Origin of the sequence: Rhizobium sp. PP-F2F-G48 (assembly GCF_004342335.1) — a bacterium.
Classification (GTDB): domain Bacteria; phylum Pseudomonadota; class Alphaproteobacteria; order Rhizobiales; family Rhizobiaceae; genus Ferranicluibacter.
Window position 1 is genome coordinate 484372 of record NZ_SLVH01000002.1, and the last position, 25333, is coordinate 509704.

Here is a 25333-nt window from a genome sequence, read left to right on the forward strand (position 1 = left end):
GCCGGTCGATTGCGATCAACCGGCCGCCCTTGCCCTGCGCTCAATCCGTCAGGCGGATGTCGAAGGCGGTATCGCGCCGCAACGTGTTGCTGACGGTGCAGATCTCCTCCGCGGCGTCCGCCAGTCGATGGCGGGTGGCTGCATCCAGATCGCCCGAAAACGTGAACACCACGTCGAAGCGGGCGATGCGGCTTGGCTCGTCCTTCGTCTTTTCGCCCGTGACCTCCGCCCTGATCTCGGTGATCGCACCGAGAATGCCCATGCGGCTCGCGGCGATGCGGGCGCTCAGCACGAGGCAGGCGGAGAGCGAGGCGTAGAGAAGATCGATGGGATTGAAGCCGGGCTGGGAGGCGCCGGTGACGATATCGAGCGTACCGCCGGTCAAGCTGGTCAGATGCGGAAAGCCGGTGCGGCCGACGCTTGCGGTGACGCCCGTCGGGCGGATACGGGCCTTGAGCGGCGGCGTTTCCGGCGCGTCGCTCACGCCTTCTTCTCCCACCGTCCCTCGCTGGTCTGCTGCCAGTAGGTCAGCGCGTGGCCTTCGCCCTTCAGCCGTTTCCACTGCGCGCGCGCGCCTTCCAGCTGCGGCTGGTCGTAGCCGTCGAACATGAAGACGACGCGGTCGTAGGCGGCGAGATCCGGGGGCACGGCGCCGTCCACCAGAAAGCGGACGGTCGCCTTGTTGGCATTGCCGTCGCCGGTCGTCAGCAGCACCGGCTGGTCTGCCGGCGACACGGCGGCATGCGGGCCCTCATCGGTGGCATGCGGGAGAAAACTGTCCTCCCGAAAGGTCCAGAGCTGTTCGTCCAGCCTGTCGCGCCGTTCCTCGTCCGCCGTCTGGACGACGACCCGCCAGCCGCGCTCGACACTTTTGTCGACCAGCGGCGGCAGGGCATCTTCCAGCTTCGATTCGGTCAGGTGATAGAACAGGATGTCCGTCACGTCGGGCTCATGCCTTCCAGGTTTGCTCAGCTCTCGTAGTTCGCGCGCACCAGTTCGTTCAGCAGGCGCACGCCGTAACCGGAGGCCCAGGACGGGTTGATCTCGTCGTTCGGCGAGCCCATGGCCGTGCCGGCGATATCGAGATGCGCCCAGGGCGTTTCCTTGACGAAGCGCTTGAGGAACTGCGCCGCGGTGATCGAGCCGCCATAGCGCCCGCCGGTGTTCTTCATGTCGGCGAACTTGCTGTCGATCATCTTGTCGTATTCCGGGCCGAGCGGCATGCGCCAGACCCGCTCCTGCGTCGCGAGACCCGCCTGCGTGATCTCGGCGGCCAGCGCGTCGTCGTTGCAGAAGAGGCCGGCATGATGGCTGCCGAGCGCGACCATGATGGCGCCCGTCAGCGTGGCGAGATTGATCATGAAGCGCGGCTGGAAGCGCTCGTTGCAGTACCAGAGCGCATCGCAGAGCACGAGCCGGCCTTCGGCATCGGTGTTGATGATCTCGATGGTCTGCCCCGACATCGAGGTGACGATATCGCCCGGGCGCTGCGCGTTGCCGTCCGGCATGTTCTCGACCAGGCCGATGATGCCGACGACGTTCGCCTTCGCCTTGCGGGCGGCCAGCACGTGCATGAGGCCGGTGACGGCGGCGGCACCGCCCATGTCGCCCTTCATGTCCTCCATGCCGGCACCCGGCTTGATGGAGATGCCGCCCGAATCGAACACGACGCCCTTGCCGATGAAGGCGACCGGCTTTTCCTTTTTCGTGCCGCCGTTCCAGCGCATGACGACGAGCCGCGGCGGACGCACGGAGCCCTGCGCGACGCCGAGAAGAGCGCCCATGCCGAGATGTTTCATCTCGCTTTCGCCGAGGATCTCCACCTCGACGCCGAGCTCCTCGAGCGTCTTGGCCTTGGCGGCGAACTCGATCGGGCCGAGCGCATTCGGCGGCTCGTTGACGAGGTCGCGGGCGATGAAGACGCCGTCCGAGACGGCCTCGGACAGGGACAGGCCCTTCTTGGCCACGTCGGCGATCGCGGTGACGATCGTTACCTTGGTGCGCTGCGGCGTCGGTTCCTCGTCGGGCTTCTTCGTCGTCTTGTAGTTGTCGAAGCGGTAGGCGTTCAACTCCATGCCGAGCGCGAAGTCGGCGGCCGCCTTCGGCGTGATCTCGACGCCGGGCGCATCCAGGAACACCGTGGCCTCGCCCGCGCCGCGCAGCTTGGAGGACGCCGTGCCGCCGAGTTTCAGCCAGTCGTGCGCCGTCTGCTTCTGCGGATCGCCAAGCCCGAGAAGCAGGATCCGGTCTGCCGGCGAGCCTTCGGGTGCGAGAATGTCGAGCGTGGAGAGAGCGCGCGCCTTGAACTTCCCGGCCTTGGCGGCGCGCGGGATGATGCCGGCGGGATCGACGGTCGCGGCACCCGCCGCCTCGTGCTCGGCAGCGATGAGGCACAGGACCGTGCCTTCCGTCTTCTTGCGCTGCTCCTTGAAGACAATCTCGAACATTCCGGCCATTTTCGCTCCGATTCTCCCGCAGCCCAGACGTTCAGCCGGGCACCGTCCCAAAGGTAAGATTTTCCACAGGCACGACGTCGGCAACCGTTCATCGCGTCTTCGCTACCGACGTAGCGTGACGGAACGCAAAGGCCAAGCGAAACCCGCAGACCGTTTGCCTCCGCCGTTGCCAATGCCCCGAAACGCGCCCGTTCGACAACGTGGCCGGCGCGGGTCGAGGCGTCACCAAAAAGACACCAAATGGGAAAATCTAGGCGTCGATGACGGTGTGAGCGTTGCGGGCCCTCAGTAACTTGGCTACTGCGATATCGATGATGATCAAAGCCCAACAGCGCTCATGCGCCAGAGCAGCCCGCCGGACGGACCCGTCCGCGCCGGCCTGCGCCCGGAACAGGCTGCGATGACCATTCTCCAAAGCTATATCTTCCGCCGTGTCGTGCAGATGTTCCTGTCGGCATTGCTGCCGGTTCTCGGCATCATCTGGACCACGCAGGCGCTGCAGCGCATCAATCTGGTGACCGATACCGGCCAGTCGATCGGTGCGTTCGTCCAGCTCGCGACCCTCATTCTTCCGACCGTCATTCCGCTCGTCCTCCCCTTCGCGCTCGCCATCGGCATCACCCAGGCGCTCGCGACGATGAACAGCGATTCGGAACTGACGGTGATCGAATCAGCCGGCGGCAGCCGCGGCATCATCCTGCGACCGATTCTCGGCCTGGCTCTTGCCGTGAGCGCGATCTCCTTCACCGTCGACAACTTCGTGGAGCCGGTGGTGCGCCAGGAGGTGCGCCAGATGATCGCGAGCGCCAATGCCGACCTGCTCTCGTCGGTGGTGCAGGAAAACACGTTCCGCAAGATCGCGGACGGCCTCTACATCCAGATCGGCGGGCGGCGCGGCGGCGGCGTTCTCACCGGCATCTTCGTCGGCGATGCGCGCGACCCCAATGTCGAGTTCGTCTATTATGCCCGCGAGGGCGCCATCGACGAGGCGAGTTCCGCCCTGGTCATGAAGGACGGCGAAGTTCACCGGAAGCTGCCGGACGGCGGCGTTTCCATCATCAAGTTCGACAGCTACGCCTTCGACCTGACCGAGATGACCCGCAAGGTCGGCGCGGCCACCCTGCGCGCCCAGGACCAGGATCTCTTCACGCTTCTGCATCCCGACCCCGCCGACAGCAACTATCAGCGCCGTCCGCAGACCTATGTCGCCGAGCTGCACCGCCGGCTGACGGAGTGGACCTTCCCGATCATCTTCGCGCTGATTGCCCTCGTCGTCAGCAGCGACGCGCGCTCGCACCGCGAGGCCCGCCTGCACCCGACGGCGACCGCTTTGCTGCTGATGCTGCTGTTCCGCTGGATGACCTTCTATGCGGCAAACGGGGCGGAGGATACCGGACTGTTCGTGCCGTTGATGTACATCATCCCCGCGATCACCACGATCCTGTGCATTCGCCAGCTCTCCAGCAACAAGCGGCTTGTGATTCCCAAAACCTTCCAGGAGAAGTTTGCCGACCTGACCGGCCGGATTCGCCTGCTGCGTTTCGGCAATTCCGACCGGGAGGCGCGCTGATCCGATGAGCACGCTCAAGATCTACTTCTTTCGCCGCTTCATGGTGACGATCGGCTGGTTCCTCATCGGCGTGTTCTCGCTGGTCTTCATCATCGATTTCAGCGAGCTTTCCAACCGCATGTCCAACCTGCCGGGCTATTCGCTCGCCGGCGCGCTGCTCATGACGGCCATGCGCATTCCCATGATCATGCAGCAGACGGTGCCGTTCATCGCGCTGTTTGCCGGCATGGTGACGCTGATCGCGCTGAACCGGCGCTACGAGCTGGTGGTGACGCGGGCCGCGGGCATTTCCGCCTGGCAGTTCCTGCAGCCCTTCGTGATCGGCGCCCTGCTCTTCGGCGCGCTCTCGGTCGCGATCCTCAACCCCATCGCCGCCTGGGGCTCGCGCAGCGCCGAGCTTCTGGAAACGAACTGGGGCAGCTCGTCCTCCCGCGGGTCGAAGACCATCCCGTGGCTGCGCCAGATCTATGGCGACGACGACAGCATCATCGGCGCGCGGGCCGTCGAGGACCAGGGCCGGACGCTCGTGACGGTCACGGTGATCCATCTCGACAAGCAGGGCCGCATCGTCTTCCGACAGGATGCGCGCACGGCAAAACTCGAAGACGGTTACTGGTTGCTTAACGGCGTGACCGAAACGCGCAACGGTGTGCTGCCGAAGCGTTACGAAACGGCACGACTGCCGACCAATCTGAAGGCGGAATTCGTTCAGGAATCGCTTGATAAAGTTGAATCCATTCCGTTTTTCGAATTGCCACATAAAATTTCGATCGCGAAATCCTTCGGGTTTCCGACCTATGGCATGCAGACCCAGCTTCACTCGCTGCTGTCGCTGCCGCTCCTTCTCGTCGCCATGACGCTGATCGCTGCAAGCGTGTCGCTGAAATTCAGCCGCTTCCACCAGTCGCGTTCGGTAATTCTCGGTGGAATCCTGGCAGGCTTCGTGCTTTATGTCGTGACCGTACTGGTCAGAGCATTTGGGAGCAGCGGCATCTTGCCTCCGTTCGTTGCAGCCTGGTTGCCGGTTGTTGTCGCGATGGCGCTGGGGTCCACGATTTTGTTGCATCAGGAGGATGGCTAGTGGCGGGCTGTGACCGCAATCATACAAGGCTACTGGCGGCCGTACTGCTTTCCAGCGTTGCATGCCTTTCCGTATCCCCCGTCGCATCCGGCTCGGCCTGGGCCCAGTCCGCGCCGACGACGCTTGCACCCAAGCTGCCCGACGATGCCAAGATGGTGCTGTCGGCGAACGATCTCGTGTACAATCGCGATGCCGAGCGCGTCATCGTGCGCGGCGGCGTGCAGATCAATTATGGCGGCTACCAGATGGTCGCCCAGCAGGTCGAATACAGCCAGAAGACCGGCCGTATCGTCGCGACCGGCCAGATCGAGCTGATCGAGCCGAGCGGCAACAAGATCTATGCCGAGAAGATGGACGTCACGGACAATTTCGCCGATGGCTTCATCGAGACCATGCGCGTCGAGACGACCGACCTGACCAAGCTTGCCGCCGTGAACGGCGAGCGACGCAATGGCGACGAGATCATCCTCAACCAGGCGGTCTACACCGCCTGCACGCCCTGCGCGACCAATCCGGACTATCGCTCGCTCTGGCACATCAAGGCGCAGCGCATCATCCAGAACGGCAAGACGCACACGGTGCGGCTGGAAAACGCGCGCTTCGAGCTGTTCGGCAAGCCGATCCTGTACCTGCCGGTTCTGGAGGTTCCCGACGGCACCGTGAAGCGCAAGAGCGGCTTCCTGTTCCCGAAATTCCGCTATACCCAGAAGCTCGGCGCCGGCGTCAGCGTTCCCTATTACTGGGCGATCTCGCCCACCATGGATGCGACCGTGACGGCGACGGGCCTTTCGCGGCAGGGTTTTCTGCTGGAGGGTGAATTCCGCCAGCAGTTCGAAACCGGGCAGCATGTGCTGCGCATGGCGGGCATCAGCCAGATGAACCGCGGCTCGTTCACGGAAGGAACCGTGGATGCGCTGGAAACGGAGCGCGGCCTCGTCGGCTCGCGTGGCGATTTCAAGATCAATCCGCGCTGGTCGTTCGGCTGGGACGTGCTCGTCCAGACCGACAACAATTTTGCCAAGACCTACGAGCTCTCGACCTTCGATGGCACGACGCATACGAACCAGGCCTATCTGACCGGCCTTGGCGCGCGCAATTACTTCGACCTGCGCGCCTTCTATTTCGACATCCAGGATGCCGATCCGGACAGCGTGGCCGAGCGGGAGCAGGCCTATGCCCAGGTTCTCGATTACGACTACACGGCGCCCCAGGCGGTTGCCGGCGGCGAATTGTCGGCCACGGTCAACCTGACGAACGTCAATCGCAACCGGGAAGACTCCGTCGACGTGTTCGGCGTCGACCGGTTCCGCGGCCTCGAAGGCACGGCGCATCGCCTGTCGGCGGAAGCCGAGTGGAAGAAGACCTTCATCGTGCCCGGCGGCCTGTCGCTGACGCCGCTTCTGGCGGCGCGGGGCGATATCCTCGGCCTGACGATGAACAATCCCGGCCCGACCTATACCGGCGACTACAATGGCGACGACGCCTCGACGCGCGGCATGGTGACGGCCGGGCTGGAGGCGCGCTATCCGATCCTGATGGCGACCGCCAACAGCAGCCACATTTTCGAGCCGATCGCGCAGGTCTATGTCCGTCCGGACGAGAGCAATCCGGGCAGCCTTCCGAACGAGGACGCGCAGAGCTTCGTGTTCGACGCGACCAACCTGTTCGAGCGCGACAAGTTCTCGGGCTTCGACCGCATCGAGGGCGGCTCGCGCGCCAATCTCGGCATGCGCTACACGGGAACGCTCGGCAATGGCTACGGCGTTCGCAGCATCGTCGGCCAGTCCTTCCACCTCGGCGGCGTCAACTCGTTTGCGACCGACGATCTGGTGAAGGTAGGGGCTGACAGCGGCCTCGAGACGGACCGGTCCGATTATGTCGGCATGTTCGGCATCGACGCGCCCTCCGGCTTCACGGCAAGCCTGAGCGGACGGCTGGACGAGAAGAGCCTCGATCTGCGCCGGACGGACTTTGCCGTCGGCTACGAGGGCATCTCCTGGCAGTCGGCCATCACCTATACCAGCATCAAGGCACAGCCGACCTACGGCTCGCCCTTCGACCAGGATGAAATCCAAACGGCGGCCGCCTGGCGCTTCCGCGAGTACTGGTCGGTGTTCGGCTCGGTCACCTACGACATCAACAACAGCCTCGTCACCCGCAACGGCCTCGGCATCACCTATGACGACCAGGACACGCTGTTCTCGCTCGTCTACAAGAACGAGCGCGACCCGGACCAGGCGCTGGCCAATGACTGGTCGATCGGTGCGCGGATCTCGTTCCGCACGCTCGGCGACATCAATGTGGGCGACAGCTCGTTCAACGCGCTGGACTGACGGCAGCGGGCGTGCGACGTCAACGGGGATGCGGCCGCCATGGCGGCGGCATTCCCGCCATATTGCGGGCTTGTCATCATTCGGCCGCATGGTTTATGCATCCAGCGGGAAACAAGCGCGGCCGCTGGCAGGGCGCTTCATGGAGCGTTGCGAGTCCCCTCACCGTGCGGCTCGCTCTGAAGGGGATGTCTGATGGGCAACAGAACCGTCGAAAAGCGATCGTCAGTGCGAATGGTGGCCGGTATCCTGCGGGCGGGTCTGCTTGCCGGTGCGCTCTGCCTTCCGACCACCCTGCCCGCTGCCGCAGCGGGTTCGGGCACGGCGGTGGCCGTCGTCGTCAACGGAACCGTGATCACGACCGGGGATATCGCCAAGCGCGCGGCCTTCCTGAAGCTGCAGCGCCAGAACCCGAGCACGGCGCGCGAGCAGATGATCGACGAAGCGCTGAAGCGCGCCGAAGTGCTGCGTCTCCAGCAGTCCGTCAGCACCGATGAAGTCGATGCCGCGGTTCAGCGATTTGCCGCGGGCAACAAGCTGACCATCGCCCAGCTGTCCCAGGTTCTCTCGCAGGCCGGCGTCGGCCTCGACCATTTCAAGGGTTTCGTTGCGGTGTCCATGAGCTGGCCGCGCGCGGTCCGCGTGCGCTTCGGCAGCGGCGGCGGACGCCTGTCGAATGAGGAACTGGTGCGCCGCATGCAGGAAAATGGCGGCACCAAGCCGGTGACCACCGAATACTTCCTGCAGCAGGTGATCTTCGTGGTGCCCGCGGCCAAGCGTAACGCCATCATCGGCAAGCGGCAGGCTGAGGCCAATGCCTCGCGCGCGTCCTATCCGGGCTGCGACGATGCAAAAACCTTCGCCGCGACGATGCGCGATGTCTCCATCCGCAATCTCGGCCGCATGATGGTGCAGGAAATTCCCGAGGACTGGCGTCCGCTGGTCGAGAAGGCCGGTGACGGCAAGACGACCACGACCCGCGTCACCGAAAAGGGCGTCGAATATCTCGGCATCTGCAAGAAGCGCCAGGTCTCCGACGATCTGGCTGCCGAAGTCGTCTTCCGCGCCGAGGATCTCGGCAAGCAGAAGGGCGGCGAAGACCCCAACAGTGTGAAATACATGGAAGAACTGCGCAAGCGCGCGCAGATCGTCACGAAGTAACCGGACCATCATGACAGACGAGACCCGGGCGCCGCTTGCCCTGACCATGGGCGATCCGGCGGGCATCGGGCTCGATGTGACGCTGGACGCCTGGGCACGCCGCGAGGAGCTTGGGCTTGCTCCTTTCCTGTTCATCGGCGACCCCGAGGCGCTCGCCGCACGCGCGCGCCTGCTCGGCATCGACGTGTCGTTGTCGGAGGCGGACCACCGCTCGGCCGCGGAGCTCTTCGCCCACAGCCTTCCCGTGTTCCCGATACGCTGCCCGGCGCCCGTGATCGCCGGTGCGGCCGACAGCGCCAATGCGCCGGCCATCATCGGTGCCATCGAGACGGCGGTGCAGATGACGCTGGCGTCGCAGACCGCCGCCGTCGTCACCAATCCGATCGCCAAATCCGTGCTCTATGCCGCAGGCTTCCGCTTTCCGGGACACACGGAGTTTCTGGCCGAGCTTGGCAGCGTCGCGCGCAACAGGCCGCTGCTGCCGATCATGATGCTGGCGGGGCCGAAGCTGAAGGCCGTGCCCGTCACGATTCATATCCCGCTCAAGGACGTGCCCGCGCTTCTCACGGGCGACCTCATCTACCGCACGGCCGTCATCACCGCTGCCGATCTGAAGGCCCGCTTCGGCATCGCCGCGCCGCGCCTTGCGATCGCCGGGCTGAACCCGCATGCCGGCGAGAGCGGTGCGCTGGGGCTCGAGGACGATGCGGTGATCCGGCCGGTCGTCGAGCGGCTGCGGGCGGAGGGAATCGATGCCGTCGGCCCGCTGCCGGCCGATACGATGTTCCACGACCGGGCGCGCGCGACCTACGACGCCGCACTCTGCATGTATCACGATCAGGCGCTGATCCCGGCGAAGGCGCTGGGCTTCGACGACAGCGTCAATGTAACGCTCGGCTTGCCTTTCATCCGCACCTCGCCGGACCACGGTACGGCCTTCGGCATTGCCGGACAGAGGGCGGACGGGCGCACCGTCGCGCGGGCGGACAGTCTGGTCGCGGCGCTTCGCATGGCGCGGGAACTCGCCGATACCGAGCGCGCCGCGCTCGAGAGCGCCTCCTGATGGCCGCCATCGACGGACTGCCGCCGCTGCGCGACGTCATCCAGCGCCATGGGCTGGATGCCAAGAAAGCACTCGGCCAGAACTTCCTTCTCGATCTCAACCTGACGCAGAAGATCGCCCGCACGGCCGGCTCCCTCGAAGACGCGACGGTGATCGAGGTGGGCCCCGGACCCGGCGGCCTGACACGCGCGATCCTGTCGCTCGGCGCGCGCAAGCTGATCGCCATCGAGCGCGACAGTCGCTGCCTGCCGGCGCTCGCCGATATTTCCGACCATTATCCGGGCCGCCTTGAGGTGATCGAGGGCGATGCGCTGAAAGTGGATTTTGCGGAACTGGCGCGCCAGTCCGGCGCTGAAGGACCGATCCGCATCATCGCCAACCTGCCCTACAATGTCGGCACGCAGCTTCTGGTCAACTGGCTGACGGCCGAGACGTGGCCGCCCTTCTACGCCTCGATGACGCTGATGTTCCAGCGCGAGGTGGGCCTGCGCATCGTGGCCGACGAAACGAACGACCATTACGGCCGGCTCGGCGTTCTCGCGGGCTGGCGCACCGAGGCGCGCATGGCCTTCGACGTGCCCCCGCAGGCCTTCACGCCGCCCCCCAAGGTCACCTCGACCGTGGTGCATCTGGAGCCGCGCGAAAACCCGATCCCCTGCTCCCTGTCCGCCCTGGAACGCGTGACGCACGCCGCCTTCGGCCAGAGGCGCAAGATGCTGCGCCAGAGCGTCAAATCGCTCGGCGGCGAGACCCTTCTCGCCAAGGCGGAGATCGACCCGCAGCGCCGGGCGGAAACGTTGTCGGTGGAAGAGTTCTGCCGCTTGGCGAACTGGCTCTAGAGTTTCGGCGTTTCCGTGAGCAAATCCTTGACGAATTCGAACAGGCCCGGGCGGCGGTCGCGGCGCAGGCGCTCGGCTTCGACGATCGCGCGGACGGCGGCAAAGGCCGTGTCCAGATCCTCGTTCACGACGATGTAGTCGTATTCGACCCAGTGCTCGATCTCGGCGCGGGAATTGGCGAGGCGGGTGGCGATGACCTCCTCGGTGTCCTCGGCCCGGCGGTGCAGCCGCGACTGGAGTTCGCCCATGGTCGGCGGCAGGATGAAGATCGAGACGACGTCGCCCCCCATCTTCTCCTGCAACTGCTGGGCGCCCTGCCAGTCGATGTCGAAGAGCATGTCGCGGCCGGCCGACATCGCCTCCTCCACAGCATCGCGCGGCGTGCCGTAGAAATTGCCGTGCACCTCGGCCCATTCGAGCAGGGCCTCCGTCTGGCGCAGGCCTTCGAATTCGCGGATCGTCTTGAAATGATAGTGACGACCGTCGATCTCGCTCGGGCGACGCTTGCGCGTGGTGACGCTGACGGAGATGCTCATCTCCGGATCGGCTTCCAGCAGATTGCGCGCGATCGTGGACTTGCCTGCGCCCGAAGGCGAGGAAATGACGAGCATCAGGCCACGGCGGGAAATGTCGGAGGCCTTTTTCGGTGTTTCGGCGGGGCGCATCATTACTCCAGATTCTGGACCTGTTCGCGGAACTGGTCGATGACGACCTTGAGATCGACGCCTGCGGCCGTTACGGCGGCGGAGGTCGATTTCGAGCAGATCGTGTTGGTTTCGCGGTTGAATTCCTGGCAGAGGAAGTCGAGCTTGCGGCCGATCGGCCCGCCCTTCGACAGAAGCGCGCGGGCGGCGACGATATGGGCCCGCAGCCGGTCGATCTCCTCGCGTACATCGGCCTTTGCCGCCAGAAGCGCCGTTTCCGCATGAAGGCGATCACGGTCGAGCGTGGCGGCATGGCTCGTCAGCCAATCGATCTGCTGGACCAGCCTTGCCGCAATCGCCGACGGCGTGCGCGACGGGTCGGCCTCAATCGTCGTCAGCAGCATCTCCATCTCGTCGATCTGACGGAGCAGCACCTGTTCAAGGGCCGCCCCTTCGCTCTCGCGCATGGCGGCGAGATCGGCGAGTGCGAGATCGAGGCCGGTGAGAACAGCGAATTCGCGCGCCGCTTTGTCGGCCTCGCTCTCCTCCGGCTCCTTGAAATCGATGACGCCGCGGATGGCGAGCAGGGTATCGAGCTTCAGCGGCGCGGGATCGATCACGTCGGACAGCTGCTCGCGCAGCGACAGGACGGAGGCGAGTGCCGTCTGGTTGATCGTCGTCTGGATCTGGGTTTCCCCGGCATTGAGGCTGAGACCGACCTGCATGTTGCCGCGCGAGAAACAGGCGGCGATCCGCCGGCGCACCTCGGCATCGAGCGCCTCCAGCCCGCCGGGCAGGCGCAGCTTGACGTCGAGGCCCTTGCCGTTGACCGAGCGCAATTCCCAGGCCCAGCGGCTTTTCCCGGACGTACCCTCCCGGCGGGCAAATCCGGTCATGGACTGCAAGGGCATGGGAACTCCTCGGGGAAATGCCGCAGGGACGAGCGAGCATCCTGTTTAAGGCCGCAACGACCGTGCCTGCAAGGCCTATTGCACCGGCCGGCCCGGCCCCGGCGCGTCATCCACAAGGCGACGGGCCGCAAGGGGCCGGCGACGGCCTCTGCCTGTCCTCGCCCGCACCGCTGCTCAGTTCTGGACAGGCGTCTCCTCGGCGTCCACCTGCGGACCGGTTGCGCCGGCCGCCTTGGCAGCGCTCGCCTTCTCCGCCTCGTGCTTGCGCCAGCGGCGGACATTCGCGTTGTGATCGTCGAGCGTGGTTGCGAACACATGGCCGCCCGTGCCGTCCGCCACGAAATAGAGATCGGCGGTGCGCGACGGATTGGCCACGGCTTCCAGCGCGGCACGCCCGGGATTGGCGATCGGCGTCGGGGGCAGGCCCTTGATGACATAGGTGTTGTAGGGCGTCTTCTTCTCGAGATCGGAGCGCAGGATCGGGCGATCCGCCGGCTTCCCCTCGCCGCCGAAGATCCCGTAGATGATCGTGGGATCGGACTGGAGACGCATGCCCTTATCGAGGCGATTGAGGAAGACGGAGGCGACACGCGACCGCTCGTCGGCAATGCCGGTTTCCTTCTCGACGATGGAGGCAAGCGTGACGAACTCGTCGCGCGTCTTGATCGGAAGTTTTGGATCGCGCTTCGCCCAGATCTGGTCGACGATCGTCTTCTGCGCGGCCATGGCCTGGGCGACGATCTCGGCGCGCTTGGTGCCGCGCGAGAACTTGTAGGTATCCGGCCGCAGCGTGCCTTCGGCGGGAAGGGTCGCGGGCAGATCGCCTTCGAGAACGGCGTCGTCCTGCAGCTTGCGGAACATCTGCTTGACGGTCAGGCCTTCGGGAAGCGAGGCCGAATAGAGGATCGACTTGCCCGACTTCAGGAGTTCCATGATCTCCTGCATCGAGGCGCCGGCCTTGATCTCGTACTCGCCGGCCTTCAGGGTCTCGTCATCGAGATAGGCTTCGGACATGAAGCGGAAGACGCGGCCGTCGGAGACGATCTGGTTGCGCTCGAGGCTCGAAGCGATCTCGGCGATGCCGGCGCCGTTGCGGACAATGAAATTGGAATTGGCCGACAGGGGCCCGCGCGCCTCGTAGGCCGTCATGGCGTAATAGGCCATGCCGGCTGCGGCCAGCGTCAGCACGACGATCACCGTCATCAGGAAGTTGAGGAAGATCACGACCTGGCTGCGCGCCTTGCGGGAGCGCTTGGGCGGCTGCGGAACCTTTTCCGGGCGCAAGGCCTCGATCGGCGATTTCGGAATGATCGGCCCCTTGGTGCCGCCGTCTTTCCGGCCGCTCGGAGCCGTGCTGTTTTCTTGTCCGTCGCTCACGCCTGTCCTGCATCCGGAGTTCGCATCTTGCACGCCCCGCTTCCCCGATGCGAACTCCGGAAGAGGTTCGGGACAGCGAAAAATTGAACGAGACGGCCTGCCTCAACGAAGGCGCCGCCCGCGTGAAGGGATCGCCATGCGCAAGCGCGGCAACCCCGACGACACCAGCCCTGGCCGAACGGCGCACGCGCGTGCGGCTTAGCGCTCCCACCAGGATCCTGTCCCCGGATCGTCTCCGACGCAGGGACGTCTGCAGTAGCATGTCTCTCGCCGAAAGACGACACCGACCGCCGGCGACGGGATTCCGCAATCTCACGCTGCCGACATCGCGTTTGAAAGATCGACGGCGATGGATCAGACAGCTGTTTTGTAACGAGCAATGCGGCGAAAACAGGATCGGATGCGGCGCACCGGACATTATCGCCCGATGCCGTGCACCGGGCGCGCGTTCGCCTGCGCGCGACGCCTCAGGCGTAGCGCTGGATGATCAGCGTCGCATTGGTGCCGCCGAAGCCGAAGGAGTTCGACAGGGCGACGTCGATCGTCTTCTTGCGGGCCGTGTGCGGCACGAGATCGATCGCGGTTTCGACCGAGGGATTGTCGAGATTGAGCGTCGGCGGCGCGATGTTGTCGCGAATGGCGAGCGCGCAGAAGATCGTCTCGACGGAACCGGCAGCCCCCAGAAGGTGGCCGATCGCCGACTTGGTCGAGGACATGGCGATGCTGGACGCGTGCTCGCCGACGACGCGCTCGACCGCACCGAGCTCGATCGTGTCGGCCATGGTCGATGTGCCATGGGCGTTGATATAGTCGATGTCGGAGGGCTGCAGGCCGGCGCGCTTCAGTGCCATCTTCATGCAGCGATAGGCACCGTCTCCGTCCTCGGACGGCGCGGTGATGTGGAAGGCATCGCCCGATAAGCCGTAGCCGACGATTTCCGCGTAGATCTTCGCGCCGCGGGCCTTGGCGTGCTCCAGCTCTTCCACGACGACGATGCCGGCGCCCTCGCCCATGACGAAGCCGTCGCGGTCCTTGTCATACGGGCGCGAGGCCTTGGTCGGATCGTCGTTATGCTGTGTCGAGAGCGCCTTGCAGGCGGCAAAGCCGGCCAGCGCGATGCGCGAGATCGGCGATTCCGTGCCGCCGGCCACCATGACGTCGGCATCGCCCAGCGCGATCAGCCGCGCGGCATCGCCGATGGCATGCGCACCGGTCGAACAGGCGGTCACGACGGAGTGATTGGGGCCGCGCAGCTTGTGACGGATGGAGACCTGGCCCGACGCAAGATTGATCAACCGGCCGGGAATGAAGAAGGGGGAAACGCGGCGGGGGCCCTTGTCGCGCAGCGTGTAGCCGCCTTCGACGATGCCTTCGAGGCCACCGATGCCGGATCCGATCATCACGCCGGTGGCGATCTGGTCCTCGTCGGTCTTCGGGTGCCAGCCCGCGTCGTTCAGCGCCATTTCGGCCGCGGCCATGGCATAGATGATGAAGGGATCGACCTTGCGCTGTTCCTTCGGTTCCATCCAGTCATCGGCATTGAACGTGCCGTTGGAACCATCGCCGAAGGGGATGCGACAGGCGATCTTGGCCGGGAGATCGGAAACGTCGAATTCCGTGACGGTGCGGGCTGCGTTGTCGCCGGCGATCAGTCTCGCCCAGCTGGCTTCCGTTCCGCAACCGAGCGGCGATACCATGCCGGTACCGGTGATAACGACACGTCTCATGAACCGCGATCCATCCTCGTAAGTCTCGATATGCTCCGGCGCGGAGGATCGCGGCCGGTCGATGGAGCCGGTCCCGTGGCGGGACCTCGTCGCATCTACCCTCGGCTATCGCGGTCCGGATGGCGCCGCTGGAGAGCGTTTCCGAGCCCGGATGATGCGGCCGGCCCTGGGTACAGGGCGAGAAGCGGCATCACGGGGCGTGAGCGGGCGGGCTGCTTTCGCGCCCGCCGCAACCCGTTCGATCGTGCCTGGCGATTAAGCCTGGGCCTTTTCGATGAACTTGACGGCATCGCCGACGGTCAGGATCGAATCTGCAGCGTCGTCAGGAATTTCAACGCCGAATTCTTCTTCGAAGGCCATGACCAGTTCGACCGTGTCGAGCGAATCCGCGCCGAGATCGTCGATGAAGCTTGCGCCTTCAGTTACCTTTTCGGCATCGACGCCAAGATGATCAATGACAATTTTCTTTACGCGTTCTGCGATGTCGCTCATGTCGGATTCCTCGACCTTCGTTTTCTCTTTATCAGGAACGCCCGAAGGCGCTCCCTTGCTAAAGCCTGTTAAACCACTGCGGTTCAACCGGCAATCCTTCAAACCGGGAGAGCCCCGCCTTCAAACCTGAAGCAAGACCGGGCGCCAGCGTGCCGGCATCCGCATCGTCTCCGTGATCCGTTCGGACCGTCCGGCAGGGGAAAAGACCCCGCACCGTCCGGACCACCACGGCCCGATTAACACGGTTTAACGGCGGCGCAAAGTCCGAATTTGGGACGCCAATCCTTGCTCAACAAGCATTTACGGGCAATTCAAGCGCCCGGGATCGACCCGTCCCGCACCCGACTCAGATCATCGCCATGCCGCCGTTGACGTGGATCGTCTGGCCCGTGACATAGGCCGCCTCGTTGGAGGCGAGATAGGCGACGGCGCTTGCCACCTCGGCACCGGTGCCCATGCGCTTCATCGGGATCGCGCCCATGATCGCGTCCTTCTGCTTGTCGTTGAGCTTGCCGGTCATGGCGCTTTCGATGAAGCCCGGCGCGACGCAGTTGACCGTGACGTTGCGGGTGGCGATCTCCTGGGCGAGCGACTTGGAGAAGCCGATCATGCCGGCCTTGGCGGCGCAGTAGTTCGCCTGGCCCGGATTGCCGGTGACGCCGACGATGGAGGTGATGTTGATGATGCGGCCATGGCGGCGGCGCATCATCGGATGGGTCAGTTCGCGGGTCAGGCGGAAGACGGCGGTCAGGTTGACCTCGAGCACCGCGTCCCAGTCGGCGTCGCTCATACGGACGAACAGGCCGTCCTTGGTGATGCCGGCATTGTTGACGAGGATGTCGACGCCACCCAGCTCGCTCTCGGCCTTTTCGCCGAGCGCTTTCACCGCGTCGCGATCCGAAAGATTGGCCGGGAATAGATGCACGCGCTCGCCGAGCGCATTGCCGAGTTCTTCCAGCTTCTCGACGCGGGTGCCATGCAGCCCGACGGTCGCGCCCTGGGCGTGGAGGATACGGGCAATCTCTTCGCCGATGCCGCCGGAGGCGCCGGTTACCAGGGCTTTGCGGCCTGTCAGGTCGAGCATGATCATCTTCCTTTATCTTCGTTTCCCGAGCCGGCACCGGGCCGGTCCTCGGGATCTGGTGTCTGCACCGCGGGGGTTTAAAGCAGAGCGGCGAGGACGGCCTCGATATCGGCCGGCGCATTGACCGCAAGTCCCGTCACGGATTTGTCGATGCGGCGGGCCAGTCCGGTCAGCACCTTGCCGGAACCGACCTCATAAAGCGTCGTCACGCCGTTTGCGCCGAACCATTCCACGGTTTCGCGCCAGCGGACCTGACCCGTCACCTGCTCGACCAGGAGATCGACGATCTCGTCGGCCGAGGTGACCGGCGTCGCGCGGACATTTGCAATAAGCGGCACGACCGGATCGCGACGCTTAACCGTCGCCAGCGCCTCGCGCATGGCGTCGGCCGCCGGCGCCATCAGGGCGGAGTGGAACGGCGCGGAGACGGGCAGGATGATCGCGCGCTTGGCGCCGCTGTCGCTTGCCTGTTTGGCGGCTTTCTCCACGGCTTGTCTGTCGCCGGAAATGACGAGCTGTCCGCCGCCATTGTCGTTGGCGATCTGGCACGGGCCGATCTCCGACATTTCGGCGCAGAGAGCCTGCACGGCCTCGTGATCGAGCCCGATGATCGCCGCCATGGCGCCCTGGCCGACGGGCACGGCCGCCTGCATGGCATTGCCGCGGATGCGCAGAAGCCGCGCGGTATCGGCGAGCGAGAACGTGCCGGCGGCGCAGAGCGCCGAATATTCCCCGAGCGAGTGGCCGGCTACGAAATCGACATGCTTCAAGAGATCGAGGCCGCGCGCTTCCAGAACCCGGATCGCCGCAAGAGAGACGGCCATCAGCGCCGGCTGCGCATTCGCCGTCAACGTCAGCCGATCTTCCGGTCCGTTCCACATGACGTCGGACAGCTTTTCGCCGAGCGCATCGTCCACCTCGGCAAAAACGGCGGAGGCTTCCGGAAAGGCTTCCGCCAGATCCCGCCCCATGCCAACAGCCTGGCTACCCTGCCCCGGAAACGTAAACGCGATCGCCATGAAGCATCTCCTCTGTTTTGGCATCTCCATTCACACTCGGGCCGGGTAAGTCAAGGCGCGAAGGGAAATGGGCTGGCGAGAAACCGTGGCCGGATAATCCTCACGGCCTTCGATGGCGGCAAATGCCAAGCGCTTGACCTTGTCCCCATGCCGATTATGTTGCGTCGCAGCAGGGACGCCCGTCTCTTTTCGCGGATCACAGGGGCCGGGTCTCCGGTCTCGTACGACAAGGTCAATCCTTCATGCAGTACAAACAACTCGGCCGCACCGGCATCGAGGTCTCCACCATTTGCCTGGGGACCATGACCTGGGGATCGCAGAACACGCAGGACGAGGCTTTCGCCCAGCTCGACGCCTCGGTCGAGGCGGGGGTCAATTTCATCGACACGGCGGAACTCTATCCGACGACGCCGCTGTCGGAGGCGACCTATGGCGGAACCGAGCGGATCATCGGCAACTGGATGGCCGAGCGCGGCAACCGCGACCGGATCGTGCTCGCGACCAAGATCGCCGGCTCCGGCCGCAACTATATTCGCGGCGGCGGGCCGATGACGGCCGACAGCATCGTGACGGCGCTCGACGCGAGCCTCGCGCGGCTCCAGACGGACCATATCGACCTCTACCAGCTGCACTGGCCGAACCGTGGCCATTATCACTTCCGCAATGCCTGGAGCTACGACCCGACCAAGCAGGACACCAACAAGGTGGTCGAGGATCTCGGCGCGCTGCTGCACGCGCTGGATACCCAGGTGAAGGCCGGCAAGATCCGCGCCATCGGCCTCTCCAACGACACGGTGTGGGGCACGCAGAAGCTGCTCGACCTCGCCGATCGTCACGGCCTGACGCGCGTGGCCTCGGTCCAGAACGAGTACAATCTTCTCTATCGCCCGCACGATCTCGACTTCGCCGAGCTGTCGCATCACGAATCGGTCGGGCTGCTTGCCTATTCGCCGCTTGCGGCCGGGCTTCTCTCCGGCAAATATATCGGCGGCGCGCGGCCGGATGGCAGCCGTCTGTCGATCAACGGCGATCTCGGCGGTCGCTTCACGCCGCATCAGGAGCCGGCGGTCGAAGCCTATGTCGCGCTGGCGCGCGATCATGGCATCGACCCATCGCAGCTGGCGCTCGCCTTCGTGCTGTCGCGCCCCTTCACCAGGTCGGCCATCATCGGCGCGACGACGACGGAGCAGCTCGACATCAATCTCGGCGCGGCCGACCTCGTGCTGACGCCGGAACTGCTCAACGGCATCCGCCGGATCCACCGCCTCTATCCAATGCCGATCTGACCGATATCGGGCGCGCGCGCCGATCCAAGACTTGGGAAGCCCGCTTTTCGCACAGGCTGAAAGCGGGTTTCGCGGCCCCCCAATGTTTCGCGCCCTGCAGTCTTGCAATCGGAGTCTTGCATTCTCCGGGAATCCGCGTATAAGCCGCCGTGTTCGAAACACCCGGTCTTCTGGCTGGTGGCTGAACGGAGGGCCGGCGCTCTTGTGGTGCCTGTCGGGATCCTGAAGGGATCCAGCCTCCCGTGTCTCCGCTCTCGACCGTCTCGAAACAACACTTTCTTGCCGATGCCCTGCGCGTCCTTAAGAACAGTCGTTGAGGCTTAGCGCCGTTGCCGGGTGACGTTAAACGCAAGAAAGGTAAGCCAATCATGGCTCTCTATGAACATGTGTTCCTGGCCCGCCAGGACGTGTCCGCACAGCAGGTCGAAGCCCTCGTCGAACAGTACAAGGGTGTGATCGAAGCCAATGGCGGCAAGGTCGGCCGGGTGGAAAACTGGGGCCTCAAGTCCCTCACCTACCGCATCGCCAAGAACCGCAAGGCTCACTACGTCCTCATGGACATCGATGCTCCGGCACCGGCCGTTCACGAAGTCGAGCGCCAGATGCGCATCAACGAAGACGTTCTTCGCTACATGACCATCGCTGTCGAAAAGCATGAAGACGGCCCGTCCGCCATGATGCAGAAGCGCGACCGCGACGACCGTCCGCGCCGTGACGGCGACCGTCCGGACCGTGGCTTCGGCGACCGTCCGCGTCGCGATGGCGACCGTGAAGATCGCCCGCGCCGTCCGCGCGAAGACCGCGCTTGAAGTTTGAAGGGATTATAGACAATGGCTGACATCTCCTCCGCTCCGGCACGCCGCCCCTTCCATCGCCGCCGCAAGACCTGCCCCTTCTCGGGCGCAAACGCTCCGCGGATCGATTACAAGGACGTCCGTCTCCTGCAGCGCTACATTTCCGAGCGCGGCAAGATCGTACCCTCGCGCATCACCGCCGTTTCCCAGAAGAAGCAGCGCGAACTGGCCCAGGCCATCAAGCGCGCCCGCTTCCTCGGCCTCCTGCCCTACGTCCTGTCGTAAGTCAGGGTTTCGTTGCCAGGTTTTGATTGCCAGGCTTTGATCGAGTGGGGCGGCCGGTTTTCGATCGGCCGCCTTCTCCCTTCCACGATGGGCGTGGATCGGAACGGTCGCTTTTCAGCGATCAAACCCATGTTGGGGACGGCTTCGACCGTCCTCTAACTGCCAGTGAGCAGGACAGCGACACGTGACAGCCATCAACAGGACATCGTTGCTGACCGGCATTCTGGCCGGCGTGACCGCCGCGTTCCTGTCGTTCGGCGCCACCACGCCGTCGTCTCTCGCCATCGTTCTCTATGCCGCCTCCGCGCTGCCGGTCCTGATCGCAGGGCTCGGCTGGGGCAACAGGGCTGCCATCGTCGCCGTCGTCGTTGCGGGCTTTCTCGCCGCCGTTGCCGTCTCGCCCTATTTCGCGCTGCTGATCCTCGTCGTCACGCTCATCCCCGCCGCCTGGCTGTCGCATCTGGCCAATCTGGCGCGTCCGGCGAGCGAAATCGGCGGGCCGGACGATGCCATGGCCTGGTATCCGCTGTCCGACATCCTCACGCATCTTGCAGGCCTCGTGACCGCGGGCATGCTGATCATCGGCGTGGTGCTCGGCTACAGCACGGAAACCGCCGCCGGCATGGTCGACATCGTCATCGAAGCGCTGAAGAGCCAGGAGCCGACCTACAATCCGGATCCCGCCGCGCTCGCGCAGATCAAGGCCGTGTTCAGCGTGGCGCTGCCGATGGTCCAGGGCGCGCTCTGGGTGCTGATGCTGTTTGCGGCCTACTACACGGCCACCCGTATCGTCCAGATGTCCGGTCGCAGCCTGCGTCCGCGCGAGGATATTCCCTCGACGCTGCGGATGCATCGCTTCGCCATCTTCGCCTTTCTCGGCGGGCTGGTGCTGACCTTTGCGGGCGGCGCTGCGGGCGCCGTCGGCGCGCTCGTCTGCGGCACGTTCGGCGCCGGCTTCCTGCTTTCGGGCTTTGCCGTCTTCCACTTCCGCACCCGCGGCAAATCCTGGCGGCTTCCGGTGCTGTGGCTCGGCTACCTCTCGGTGCTGCTCTTCACCATCCCCGCTTTCTTCTTCCTCCTGTCGGGCCTCATGGATACACGCCGAGCGATCGCGCTGTCTCCGACCCAGAAAAAAACGGGCGAGACACCGACGGGAAAGACGCCTGACTAAACCATTCCAGACACAGACACCTGAAAGGATACTACCATGAATGTCATTCTTCTCGAACGCGTCGCCAAGCTCGGCCAGATGGGCGAAACGGTCAAGGTCAAGGACGGCTTTGCCCGTAACTACCTGCTGCCGCTCGGAAAGGCGCTGCGCGCCAACGCCGCCAACAAGGCCCGTTTCGAAAGCGAGCGCGCAACGCTCGAAGCCCGCAACCTCGAGCGCAAGTCGGAAGCCCAGACGGTTGCCGAACAGCTCGACGGCAAGAGCTTCAACGTCGTCCGCTCCGCCGGCGAAACCGGCCAGCTCTACGGTTCGGTCGCAGCCCGCGACGTTGCCGAAGTGCTTGCTGCCGAAGGCTTCAACGTCGGCCGCAACCAGGTCGACCTCAACAACCCGATCAAGTCCATCGGCCTGCACGCGGTGAAGATCCACCTGCATGCCGAAGTCGAGATCACGGTCACGATGAACGTCGCCCGTTCGGCCGACGAAGCCGAACGTCAGGCCAAGGGTGAAAACCTCAACTCCGCCGATGCCATCTACGGCGTCGACGAAGATGCCCTGCGTCCGGAAGACTTCTTCAACCCGGAAGCCGAATTCGAAAACGAAGACGAATAAGCCTTCGCAATCAATCGCAAAAGGGCCCCGGAGCGTTCGCCGCTCCGGGGCCCTTTTCGTTTCAGCCCCGCCGTTTCAGCCCAGCCGTATCAGACCAGCCGTATCAAGCTGTCATTCCGCATCGGCGATCTTCGCATCGGGATCGAGCGATATGTCGATGCGCACCACGACGGATAAGCCCGGCGCCAGCCGTTCGGCCGCTGCCTGTCCCGGATCGATCGAGATCCGGACGCCGACGCGCTGGGCGATCTTGGTAAAATTCCCCGTGGCATTGTCGGGACGGATGACGCTGAATTCGGAGCCGGTGGCCGGCGAGAAGCGCTGGACATGGCCGGTCAGTTTTTGGTGCTCCAGGGCATCCACCGTGAAGGTGACGGGCTGGCCGACCTTCATGCCGTCGAGCTGGGTTTCCTTGTAGTTGGCGACCACCCAGAGTTCGCTCGGAACGACCGACATCAGCTGCGTGCCGGCCGTGACATATTGCCCGAGGCGAACGCCGACTTCGCCGAGATGCCCTTCGCGCGGCGCGCGGATCGCCGTGTTGGCGAGATCGATTTCGGCAAGCTCCACAGCGGCCTCGGCGCCGGCCACGGCGGCCTGCAACGAGCCACGGTTGACGATGATGGTGGCGAGCGCCTGCCGGTTGACCTCGACGGCGGCTTCGGCCTGTGCCTCTGCGGCCTTGGCCTGCTCGAAGGTCGCCTGTGCCGCCTCGACCTCGCTGGTGGAGGCGACGCTGCGGGCGGCGAGCTGGCTGACGCGCTCGGAGGCCAGTTCCGCCCGGCGCAGGGCAGCCTTGGCGCCAAGCACCTGCGCGTCGCTGGAAGCGATGCTGGCCTTGGCGGAGGCTTCCTGCTGGCGGGAATTGTCGAGTGCGGCCTTCTGCCCCGCGAGCGTCGCCCGTGCCTGCGCAACCTTCTGCTGGTAGATGCGCTCGTCGATACGGGCGAGCACGTCGCCTTCCTTCACCGCCTGATAGTCGCGGACCGGCACCTCCACCACATAACCCGCCACCTGCGGGCTCATGATGGTGACATAGCCTTTGACATAGGCATTGTCGGTGGTTTCCACGGCGGTGACGAAGGGCGGCAGGCGCCAGGCATAGAGCACGAGCAGGACGCCGACGGCGCCGGCGATGAGGACGAGGATGGTGACGGGAGAGCGGGTAAGCTTGGACATGGCGGACTCTGCTGGAAGACGGCTTCAGTGAAGGGTTGGCGACATCAGGCCGGGAGGGCTGCCGGGTCGGGAGGCGCCACCAGACGGCGCCAGATCAGGTGGCCGACGAGGATGGCGAGCGAGACCGCGCAGCCGATGAAGATGACGAAGAAAGCATCATTATAGGCAAGGACATAGGACTCGCGGCTGACCTGCTGCGTCAGGAGCTGCAGCCCCTCCGCATTGAGGAGCGTCTTGTCGGTGATGACCTTGCCGTAGGAGCCTGCGAGCTGGGTCACGCGGTTTGCGACCAGCGGGTCCGACAGCATGATCTGTTCGGCGAGCAGGTTGGAGTGGAATTTCTCGCGAATGGTGACGAAGGTGCCGAGGGCGGCCGAGGCCATCAGGCTGCCGAGGCTCTGGGTGAAGAGGAAGATGACGATGAAATTGACCACGTAGATCGGCCCCTTGGCGAGCGCTGCGCCGAAGCCGGTCGTCATGACCGGCGGCAGGAACATCGCGGCGCCCGCCCCCACCAGGGCCTGGCTCAGAAACATCTGTTCCGGCCGCGTGAGGTTGGTCGACTGGCTGTCGAGCCAGGCGCCGGCACCGATCAGGATCAGCGCGATGACATGGGCGAGATCGAGCTGCTTCCTGACCATGAGGAAGGTGCAGAACAGCCCGCCGGCGATCGAGGCGGCAAGCACGATCGCGTAGAGCGTCATCGTCTGGTCGTTCTGAAGGCCGATCTGCTGGTAGAAGCCGGACACGGTCGCCGACTGCTCGGACGAAACCGTGCGGAACAGGATGAGGACGCCGGCCATGTGGATGTTCGGCCAGGAAAAGATCCAGCGCAGGTCGAGCATCGGCTGGGAGCGGTTGATTTCGATGGCGACGAACACCGAGAGAAGGCCGACCGCGCAGGCCAGCAGCACGCCTAGCCAGGGCGCTTCGAACCACCAGTAGAAGCGGCCGAGCGACAGGATGATCGCGAGACAGCCGAAGCCGCCGGCGAGGATGAGATAGCTGAAGATGTCGAGCGTCTGGATGACCTTGGCGCGCGGCGGCGCGGTGAGCGGCAGGAGATAGATGAAGGGCAGCGCGATCAACGCCAGCGCCACCTCGAACGTGTAGAGCGCGCGCCAGCCGCCAAACTCCATCAGCGCCGGCGAAAGGATGCGGGCGAGCGGCGCCGACAGCAGCGTGTTGGTGACGGCAAGGCTGAGTCCCATCGACAGCTTCTTTTCCGGCGGAAACGCTTCCAGCATGTAGAGGATGCCGATGGTGGAAAGCGGCGCGGCGGCGACGCCGTTGACGAAGCGGATGATCAGCGCGGAATGCAGGTCGGAGACGAAGAGATTGGCGAAGGCGGCGAAGACGAAGCAGAGAATGCCGAGTTCGGCGAACCGGCGGAGCCCATATTGCGTGCGGATCTTGAAGAGCGCCACGGACAGGCTGGCATAGGGTGCCATATAGGCGGCCGACAGCCAGGCGAGCTCGTTGACGGTGGCCGAGAAGGCGCCCTGCAGCTGGTAGAGATTGGCGTTCAGCAGGTTCATGCCGAGGCCCTGCGTCAGGAACATCAGCACCGAGGTGAACATATAGAGCGAGGCGCGCCCGCGCGAGATGTGGACGGCCGGCTGGGGCACGGTTGCCGGTAGGGTCGGCGCCGGTGCGGGCACAGTTTCCGGCACCGGTGCCGGCAACCGGGACTCGGACGCCGTCTGCTCTTCGATCGATCGCGTGAAGCTGTTTGTCACGAGACGCTCTCCCGGCCGATCTGCATCATGTTGTCCGCCATGGTCGTCATGACCGACAGCGCGGTTTCCTTGTCGGCAAGGCTGACGCCGGACAGGAGCTCGGCGCGGATGCCGGTCGCAATGACCTCGATCTCCCGCGCCAGCGCCCGCCCCTTCGGCGTCAGGTGGATCTGCTTGGCGCGCCGGTCGGACTTTTCCACCCGACGCTCGATGAAGCCCTGTGCCTCCATACCGTCGAGAAGCCGGACGATCGTCGGCGTCTCGATCGCCAGCTCCTCGGCAAGCTCGCGCTGGTTCTGGCCGTCCCGGCGCGACAGGGCGAAGAGCGCCCGGGCCCGCGACAGCGTGAGGCCGCGTTCCTTGACCTTGGCATCGAAGACAGCGCGCAGCTTCCGGTTGACGGATTGCAGGGCGTCGAACAGGGCCCGATTTGCGAGATCGCTCAACTGCTACTCTTTCCATAATAGTAGTATGCTAACTATATGTGTTCGACGTAATACAGATCGTCGGTCA

24 protein-coding genes are annotated in these 25333 nt (G+C 64.8%); 11 read left to right on the top strand and 13 right to left on the bottom strand.

Annotated elements, in window-relative coordinates; translation table 11 throughout:
• Nucleotides 1-40 precede the first annotated feature (40 nt).
• From C8J36_RS06920 to C8J36_RS06930, 3 genes are read right to left on the bottom strand one after another with little or no spacing between them, the layout of a single operon-like run.
• Complete coding sequence (locus C8J36_RS06920) at nucleotides 41-484, bottom strand: OsmC family protein (protein WP_132533623.1); 444 nt, start codon at nucleotides 482-484, stop codon at nucleotides 41-43.
• Nucleotides 481-942: a DNA polymerase III subunit chi gene (locus tag C8J36_RS06925; protein ID WP_132533625.1), complete on the bottom strand. Its 462-nt coding sequence runs from the start codon at nucleotides 940-942 to the stop codon at nucleotides 481-483. The genes C8J36_RS06920 and C8J36_RS06925 overlap by 4 nt, the downstream gene beginning before the upstream one ends.
• A 26-nt stretch (nucleotides 943-968) precedes the next feature.
• Nucleotides 969-2456, bottom strand: a complete 1488-nt coding sequence (locus C8J36_RS06930) for a leucyl aminopeptidase (RefSeq protein WP_132533627.1) — start codon at nucleotides 2454-2456, stop codon at nucleotides 969-971.
• A 400-nt stretch (nucleotides 2457-2856) separates the two neighbouring features.
• Between C8J36_RS06930 and lptF the strand changes: the two genes are divergently transcribed.
• From lptF to rsmA, 6 genes are all read left to right on the top strand, one after another.
• On the top strand, nucleotides 2857-4026 hold the full coding sequence (gene lptF, locus C8J36_RS06935; RefSeq protein ID WP_132533629.1) for an LPS export ABC transporter permease LptF: 1170 nt from the start codon (nucleotides 2857-2859) through the stop codon (nucleotides 4024-4026).
• 4 nt (nucleotides 4027-4030) lie between these two features.
• Nucleotides 4031-5107, top strand: coding sequence for an LPS export ABC transporter permease LptG (gene lptG, locus C8J36_RS06940; RefSeq protein WP_062594850.1), 1077 nt, complete (start codon nucleotides 4031-4033; stop codon nucleotides 5105-5107).
• Entirely contained in the window at nucleotides 5107-7440 is a 2334-nt protein-coding gene (locus C8J36_RS06945) for an LPS-assembly protein LptD (protein ID WP_132533631.1), read from the top strand. The genes lptG and C8J36_RS06945 overlap by 1 nt, the downstream gene beginning before the upstream one ends.
• A gap of 192 nt (nucleotides 7441-7632) precedes the next feature.
• The gene (locus C8J36_RS06950; RefSeq protein ID WP_062594848.1) at nucleotides 7633-8598 is read left to right on the top strand and encodes a peptidylprolyl isomerase; all 966 of its coding nucleotides are present in this window, start codon (nucleotides 7633-7635) and stop codon (nucleotides 8596-8598) included.
• Nucleotides 8599-8608: 10 nt separating this feature from the next.
• A complete protein-coding gene (pdxA, locus tag C8J36_RS06955; RefSeq protein ID WP_132533633.1) occupies nucleotides 8609-9661 on the top strand; it encodes a 4-hydroxythreonine-4-phosphate dehydrogenase PdxA in 1053 nt (350 codons plus the stop codon).
• Nucleotides 9661-10500, top strand: a complete 840-nt coding sequence (gene rsmA / locus C8J36_RS06960; RefSeq protein ID WP_132533635.1) for a 16S rRNA (adenine(1518)-N(6)/adenine(1519)-N(6))-dimethyltransferase RsmA — start codon at nucleotides 9661-9663, stop codon at nucleotides 10498-10500. The genes pdxA and rsmA overlap by 1 nt, the downstream gene beginning before the upstream one ends.
• Here rsmA and gmk read toward each other — a convergent pair.
• The 7 genes from gmk to fabD all read right to left on the bottom strand — a co-directional run bounded on the left by gmk (nucleotide 10497) and on the right by fabD (nucleotide 17754).
• Nucleotides 10497-11165, bottom strand: a complete 669-nt coding sequence (gene gmk / locus C8J36_RS06965; RefSeq protein WP_132533961.1) for a guanylate kinase — start codon at nucleotides 11163-11165, stop codon at nucleotides 10497-10499. The two genes, rsmA and gmk, sit on opposite strands and share 4 nt — an antisense overlap.
• Before the next feature lie 2 nt (nucleotides 11166-11167).
• Complete coding sequence (locus C8J36_RS06970) at nucleotides 11168-12055, bottom strand: YicC/YloC family endoribonuclease (protein ID WP_132533637.1); 888 nt, start codon at nucleotides 12053-12055, stop codon at nucleotides 11168-11170.
• 174 nt (nucleotides 12056-12229) lie between these two features.
• Complete coding sequence (gene mltG, locus C8J36_RS06975) at nucleotides 12230-13432, bottom strand: endolytic transglycosylase MltG (protein ID WP_132533639.1); 1203 nt, start codon at nucleotides 13430-13432, stop codon at nucleotides 12230-12232.
• Nucleotides 13433-13899: 467 nt separating this feature from the next.
• Nucleotides 13900-15159: a beta-ketoacyl-ACP synthase II gene (gene fabF, locus C8J36_RS06980; RefSeq protein ID WP_062594842.1), complete on the bottom strand. Its 1260-nt coding sequence runs from the start codon at nucleotides 15157-15159 to the stop codon at nucleotides 13900-13902.
• 255 nt (nucleotides 15160-15414) lie between these two features.
• Entirely contained in the window at nucleotides 15415-15651 is a 237-nt protein-coding gene (locus C8J36_RS06985; RefSeq protein WP_062468856.1) for an acyl carrier protein, read from the bottom strand.
• Nucleotides 15652-15997: 346 nt separating this feature from the next.
• Complete coding sequence (fabG, locus tag C8J36_RS06990; RefSeq protein WP_062594962.1) at nucleotides 15998-16735, bottom strand: 3-oxoacyl-[acyl-carrier-protein] reductase; 738 nt, start codon at nucleotides 16733-16735, stop codon at nucleotides 15998-16000.
• A 77-nt stretch (nucleotides 16736-16812) separates the two neighbouring features.
• Entirely contained in the window at nucleotides 16813-17754 is a 942-nt protein-coding gene (fabD, locus tag C8J36_RS06995) for an ACP S-malonyltransferase (protein ID WP_132533641.1), read from the bottom strand.
• Nucleotides 17755-17996: 242 nt separating this feature from the next.
• Here fabD and C8J36_RS07000 point away from each other — a divergent pair, with 242 nt between their 5' ends.
• The 5 genes from C8J36_RS07000 to rplI all read left to right on the top strand — a co-directional run bounded on the left by C8J36_RS07000 (nucleotide 17997) and on the right by rplI (nucleotide 21902).
• Entirely contained in the window at nucleotides 17997-19040 is a 1044-nt protein-coding gene (locus C8J36_RS07000; RefSeq protein WP_132533643.1) for an aldo/keto reductase, read from the top strand.
• 368 nt (nucleotides 19041-19408) lie between these two features.
• Nucleotides 19409-19849, top strand: a complete 441-nt coding sequence (gene rpsF, locus C8J36_RS07005) for a 30S ribosomal protein S6 (RefSeq protein ID WP_062468864.1) — start codon at nucleotides 19409-19411, stop codon at nucleotides 19847-19849.
• A 21-nt stretch (nucleotides 19850-19870) separates the two neighbouring features.
• Complete coding sequence (gene rpsR / locus C8J36_RS07010; protein ID WP_062468866.1) at nucleotides 19871-20119, top strand: 30S ribosomal protein S18; 249 nt, start codon at nucleotides 19871-19873, stop codon at nucleotides 20117-20119.
• Nucleotides 20120-20303: 184 nt separating this feature from the next.
• Nucleotides 20304-21290 carry a DUF2232 domain-containing protein gene (locus C8J36_RS07015; RefSeq protein ID WP_132533645.1) on the top strand — a complete coding sequence of 329 codons (987 nt, stop codon included), beginning with the start codon at nucleotides 20304-20306 and terminating at the stop codon, nucleotides 21288-21290.
• Between the two features lie 36 nt (nucleotides 21291-21326).
• Nucleotides 21327-21902: a 50S ribosomal protein L9 gene (gene rplI / locus C8J36_RS07020; protein WP_062594838.1), complete on the top strand. Its 576-nt coding sequence runs from the start codon at nucleotides 21327-21329 to the stop codon at nucleotides 21900-21902.
• Between the two features lie 111 nt (nucleotides 21903-22013).
• Here rplI and C8J36_RS07025 read toward each other — a convergent pair whose 3' ends face one another.
• The 3 genes from C8J36_RS07025 to C8J36_RS07035 all read right to left on the bottom strand — a co-directional run bounded on the left by C8J36_RS07025 (nucleotide 22014) and on the right by C8J36_RS07035 (nucleotide 25266).
• The gene (locus C8J36_RS07025) at nucleotides 22014-23081 is read right to left on the bottom strand and encodes an HlyD family secretion protein (protein ID WP_132533647.1); all 1068 of its coding nucleotides are present in this window, start codon (nucleotides 23079-23081) and stop codon (nucleotides 22014-22016) included.
• 44 nt (nucleotides 23082-23125) lie between these two features.
• Nucleotides 23126-24661: an MFS transporter gene (locus C8J36_RS07030; RefSeq protein WP_132533963.1), complete on the bottom strand. Its 1536-nt coding sequence runs from the start codon at nucleotides 24659-24661 to the stop codon at nucleotides 23126-23128.
• A gap of 155 nt (nucleotides 24662-24816) precedes the next feature.
• The gene (locus tag C8J36_RS07035) at nucleotides 24817-25266 is read right to left on the bottom strand and encodes a MarR family transcriptional regulator (protein WP_132533649.1); all 450 of its coding nucleotides are present in this window, start codon (nucleotides 25264-25266) and stop codon (nucleotides 24817-24819) included.
• Nucleotides 25267-25333: the final 67 nt, after the last annotated feature.

Excerpts from the sequence above, each read along its gene's own strand:
- C8J36_RS06930 (WP_132533627.1), bottom strand. The coding sequence starts at position 2,456 with ATGGCCGGAATGTTCGAGATTGTCTTCAAGGAGCAGCGCAAGAAGACG.
- lptF (WP_132533629.1), top strand. The coding sequence starts at position 2,857 with ATGACCATTCTCCAAAGCTATATCTTCCGCCGTGTCGTGCAGATGTTC.
- lptG (WP_062594850.1), top strand. The coding sequence starts at position 4,031 with ATGAGCACGCTCAAGATCTACTTCTTTCGCCGCTTCATGGTGACGATC.
- C8J36_RS06950 (WP_062594848.1), top strand. The coding sequence starts at position 7,633 with ATGGGCAACAGAACCGTCGAAAAGCGATCGTCAGTGCGAATGGTGGCC.
- pdxA (WP_132533633.1), top strand. The coding sequence starts at position 8,609 with ATGACAGACGAGACCCGGGCGCCGCTTGCCCTGACCATGGGCGATCCG.
- rsmA (WP_132533635.1), top strand. The coding sequence starts at position 9,661 with ATGGCCGCCATCGACGGACTGCCGCCGCTGCGCGACGTCATCCAGCGC.
- gmk (WP_132533961.1), bottom strand. The coding sequence starts at position 11,165 with ATGCGCCCCGCCGAAACACCGAAAAAGGCCTCCGACATTTCCCGCCGT.
- C8J36_RS06970 (WP_132533637.1), bottom strand. The coding sequence starts at position 12,055 with ATGCCCTTGCAGTCCATGACCGGATTTGCCCGCCGGGAGGGTACGTCC.
- fabF (WP_062594842.1), bottom strand. The coding sequence starts at position 15,159 with ATGAGACGTGTCGTTATCACCGGTACCGGCATGGTATCGCCGCTCGGT.
- C8J36_RS06985 (WP_062468856.1), bottom strand. The coding sequence starts at position 15,651 with ATGAGCGACATCGCAGAACGCGTAAAGAAAATTGTCATTGATCATCTT.
- fabG (WP_062594962.1), bottom strand. The coding sequence starts at position 16,735 with ATGCTCGACCTGACAGGCCGCAAAGCCCTGGTAACCGGCGCCTCCGGC.
- fabD (WP_132533641.1), bottom strand. The coding sequence starts at position 17,754 with ATGGCGATCGCGTTTACGTTTCCGGGGCAGGGTAGCCAGGCTGTTGGC.
- C8J36_RS07000 (WP_132533643.1), top strand. The coding sequence starts at position 17,997 with ATGCAGTACAAACAACTCGGCCGCACCGGCATCGAGGTCTCCACCATT.
- rpsF (WP_062468864.1), top strand. The coding sequence starts at position 19,409 with ATGGCTCTCTATGAACATGTGTTCCTGGCCCGCCAGGACGTGTCCGCA.
- rpsR (WP_062468866.1), top strand. The coding sequence starts at position 19,871 with ATGGCTGACATCTCCTCCGCTCCGGCACGCCGCCCCTTCCATCGCCGC.
- rplI (WP_062594838.1), top strand. The coding sequence starts at position 21,327 with ATGAATGTCATTCTTCTCGAACGCGTCGCCAAGCTCGGCCAGATGGGC.
- C8J36_RS07025 (WP_132533647.1), bottom strand. The coding sequence starts at position 23,081 with ATGTCCAAGCTTACCCGCTCTCCCGTCACCATCCTCGTCCTCATCGCC.
- C8J36_RS07030 (WP_132533963.1), bottom strand. The coding sequence starts at position 24,661 with ATGTTCACCTCGGTGCTGATGTTCCTGACGCAGGGCCTCGGCATGAAC.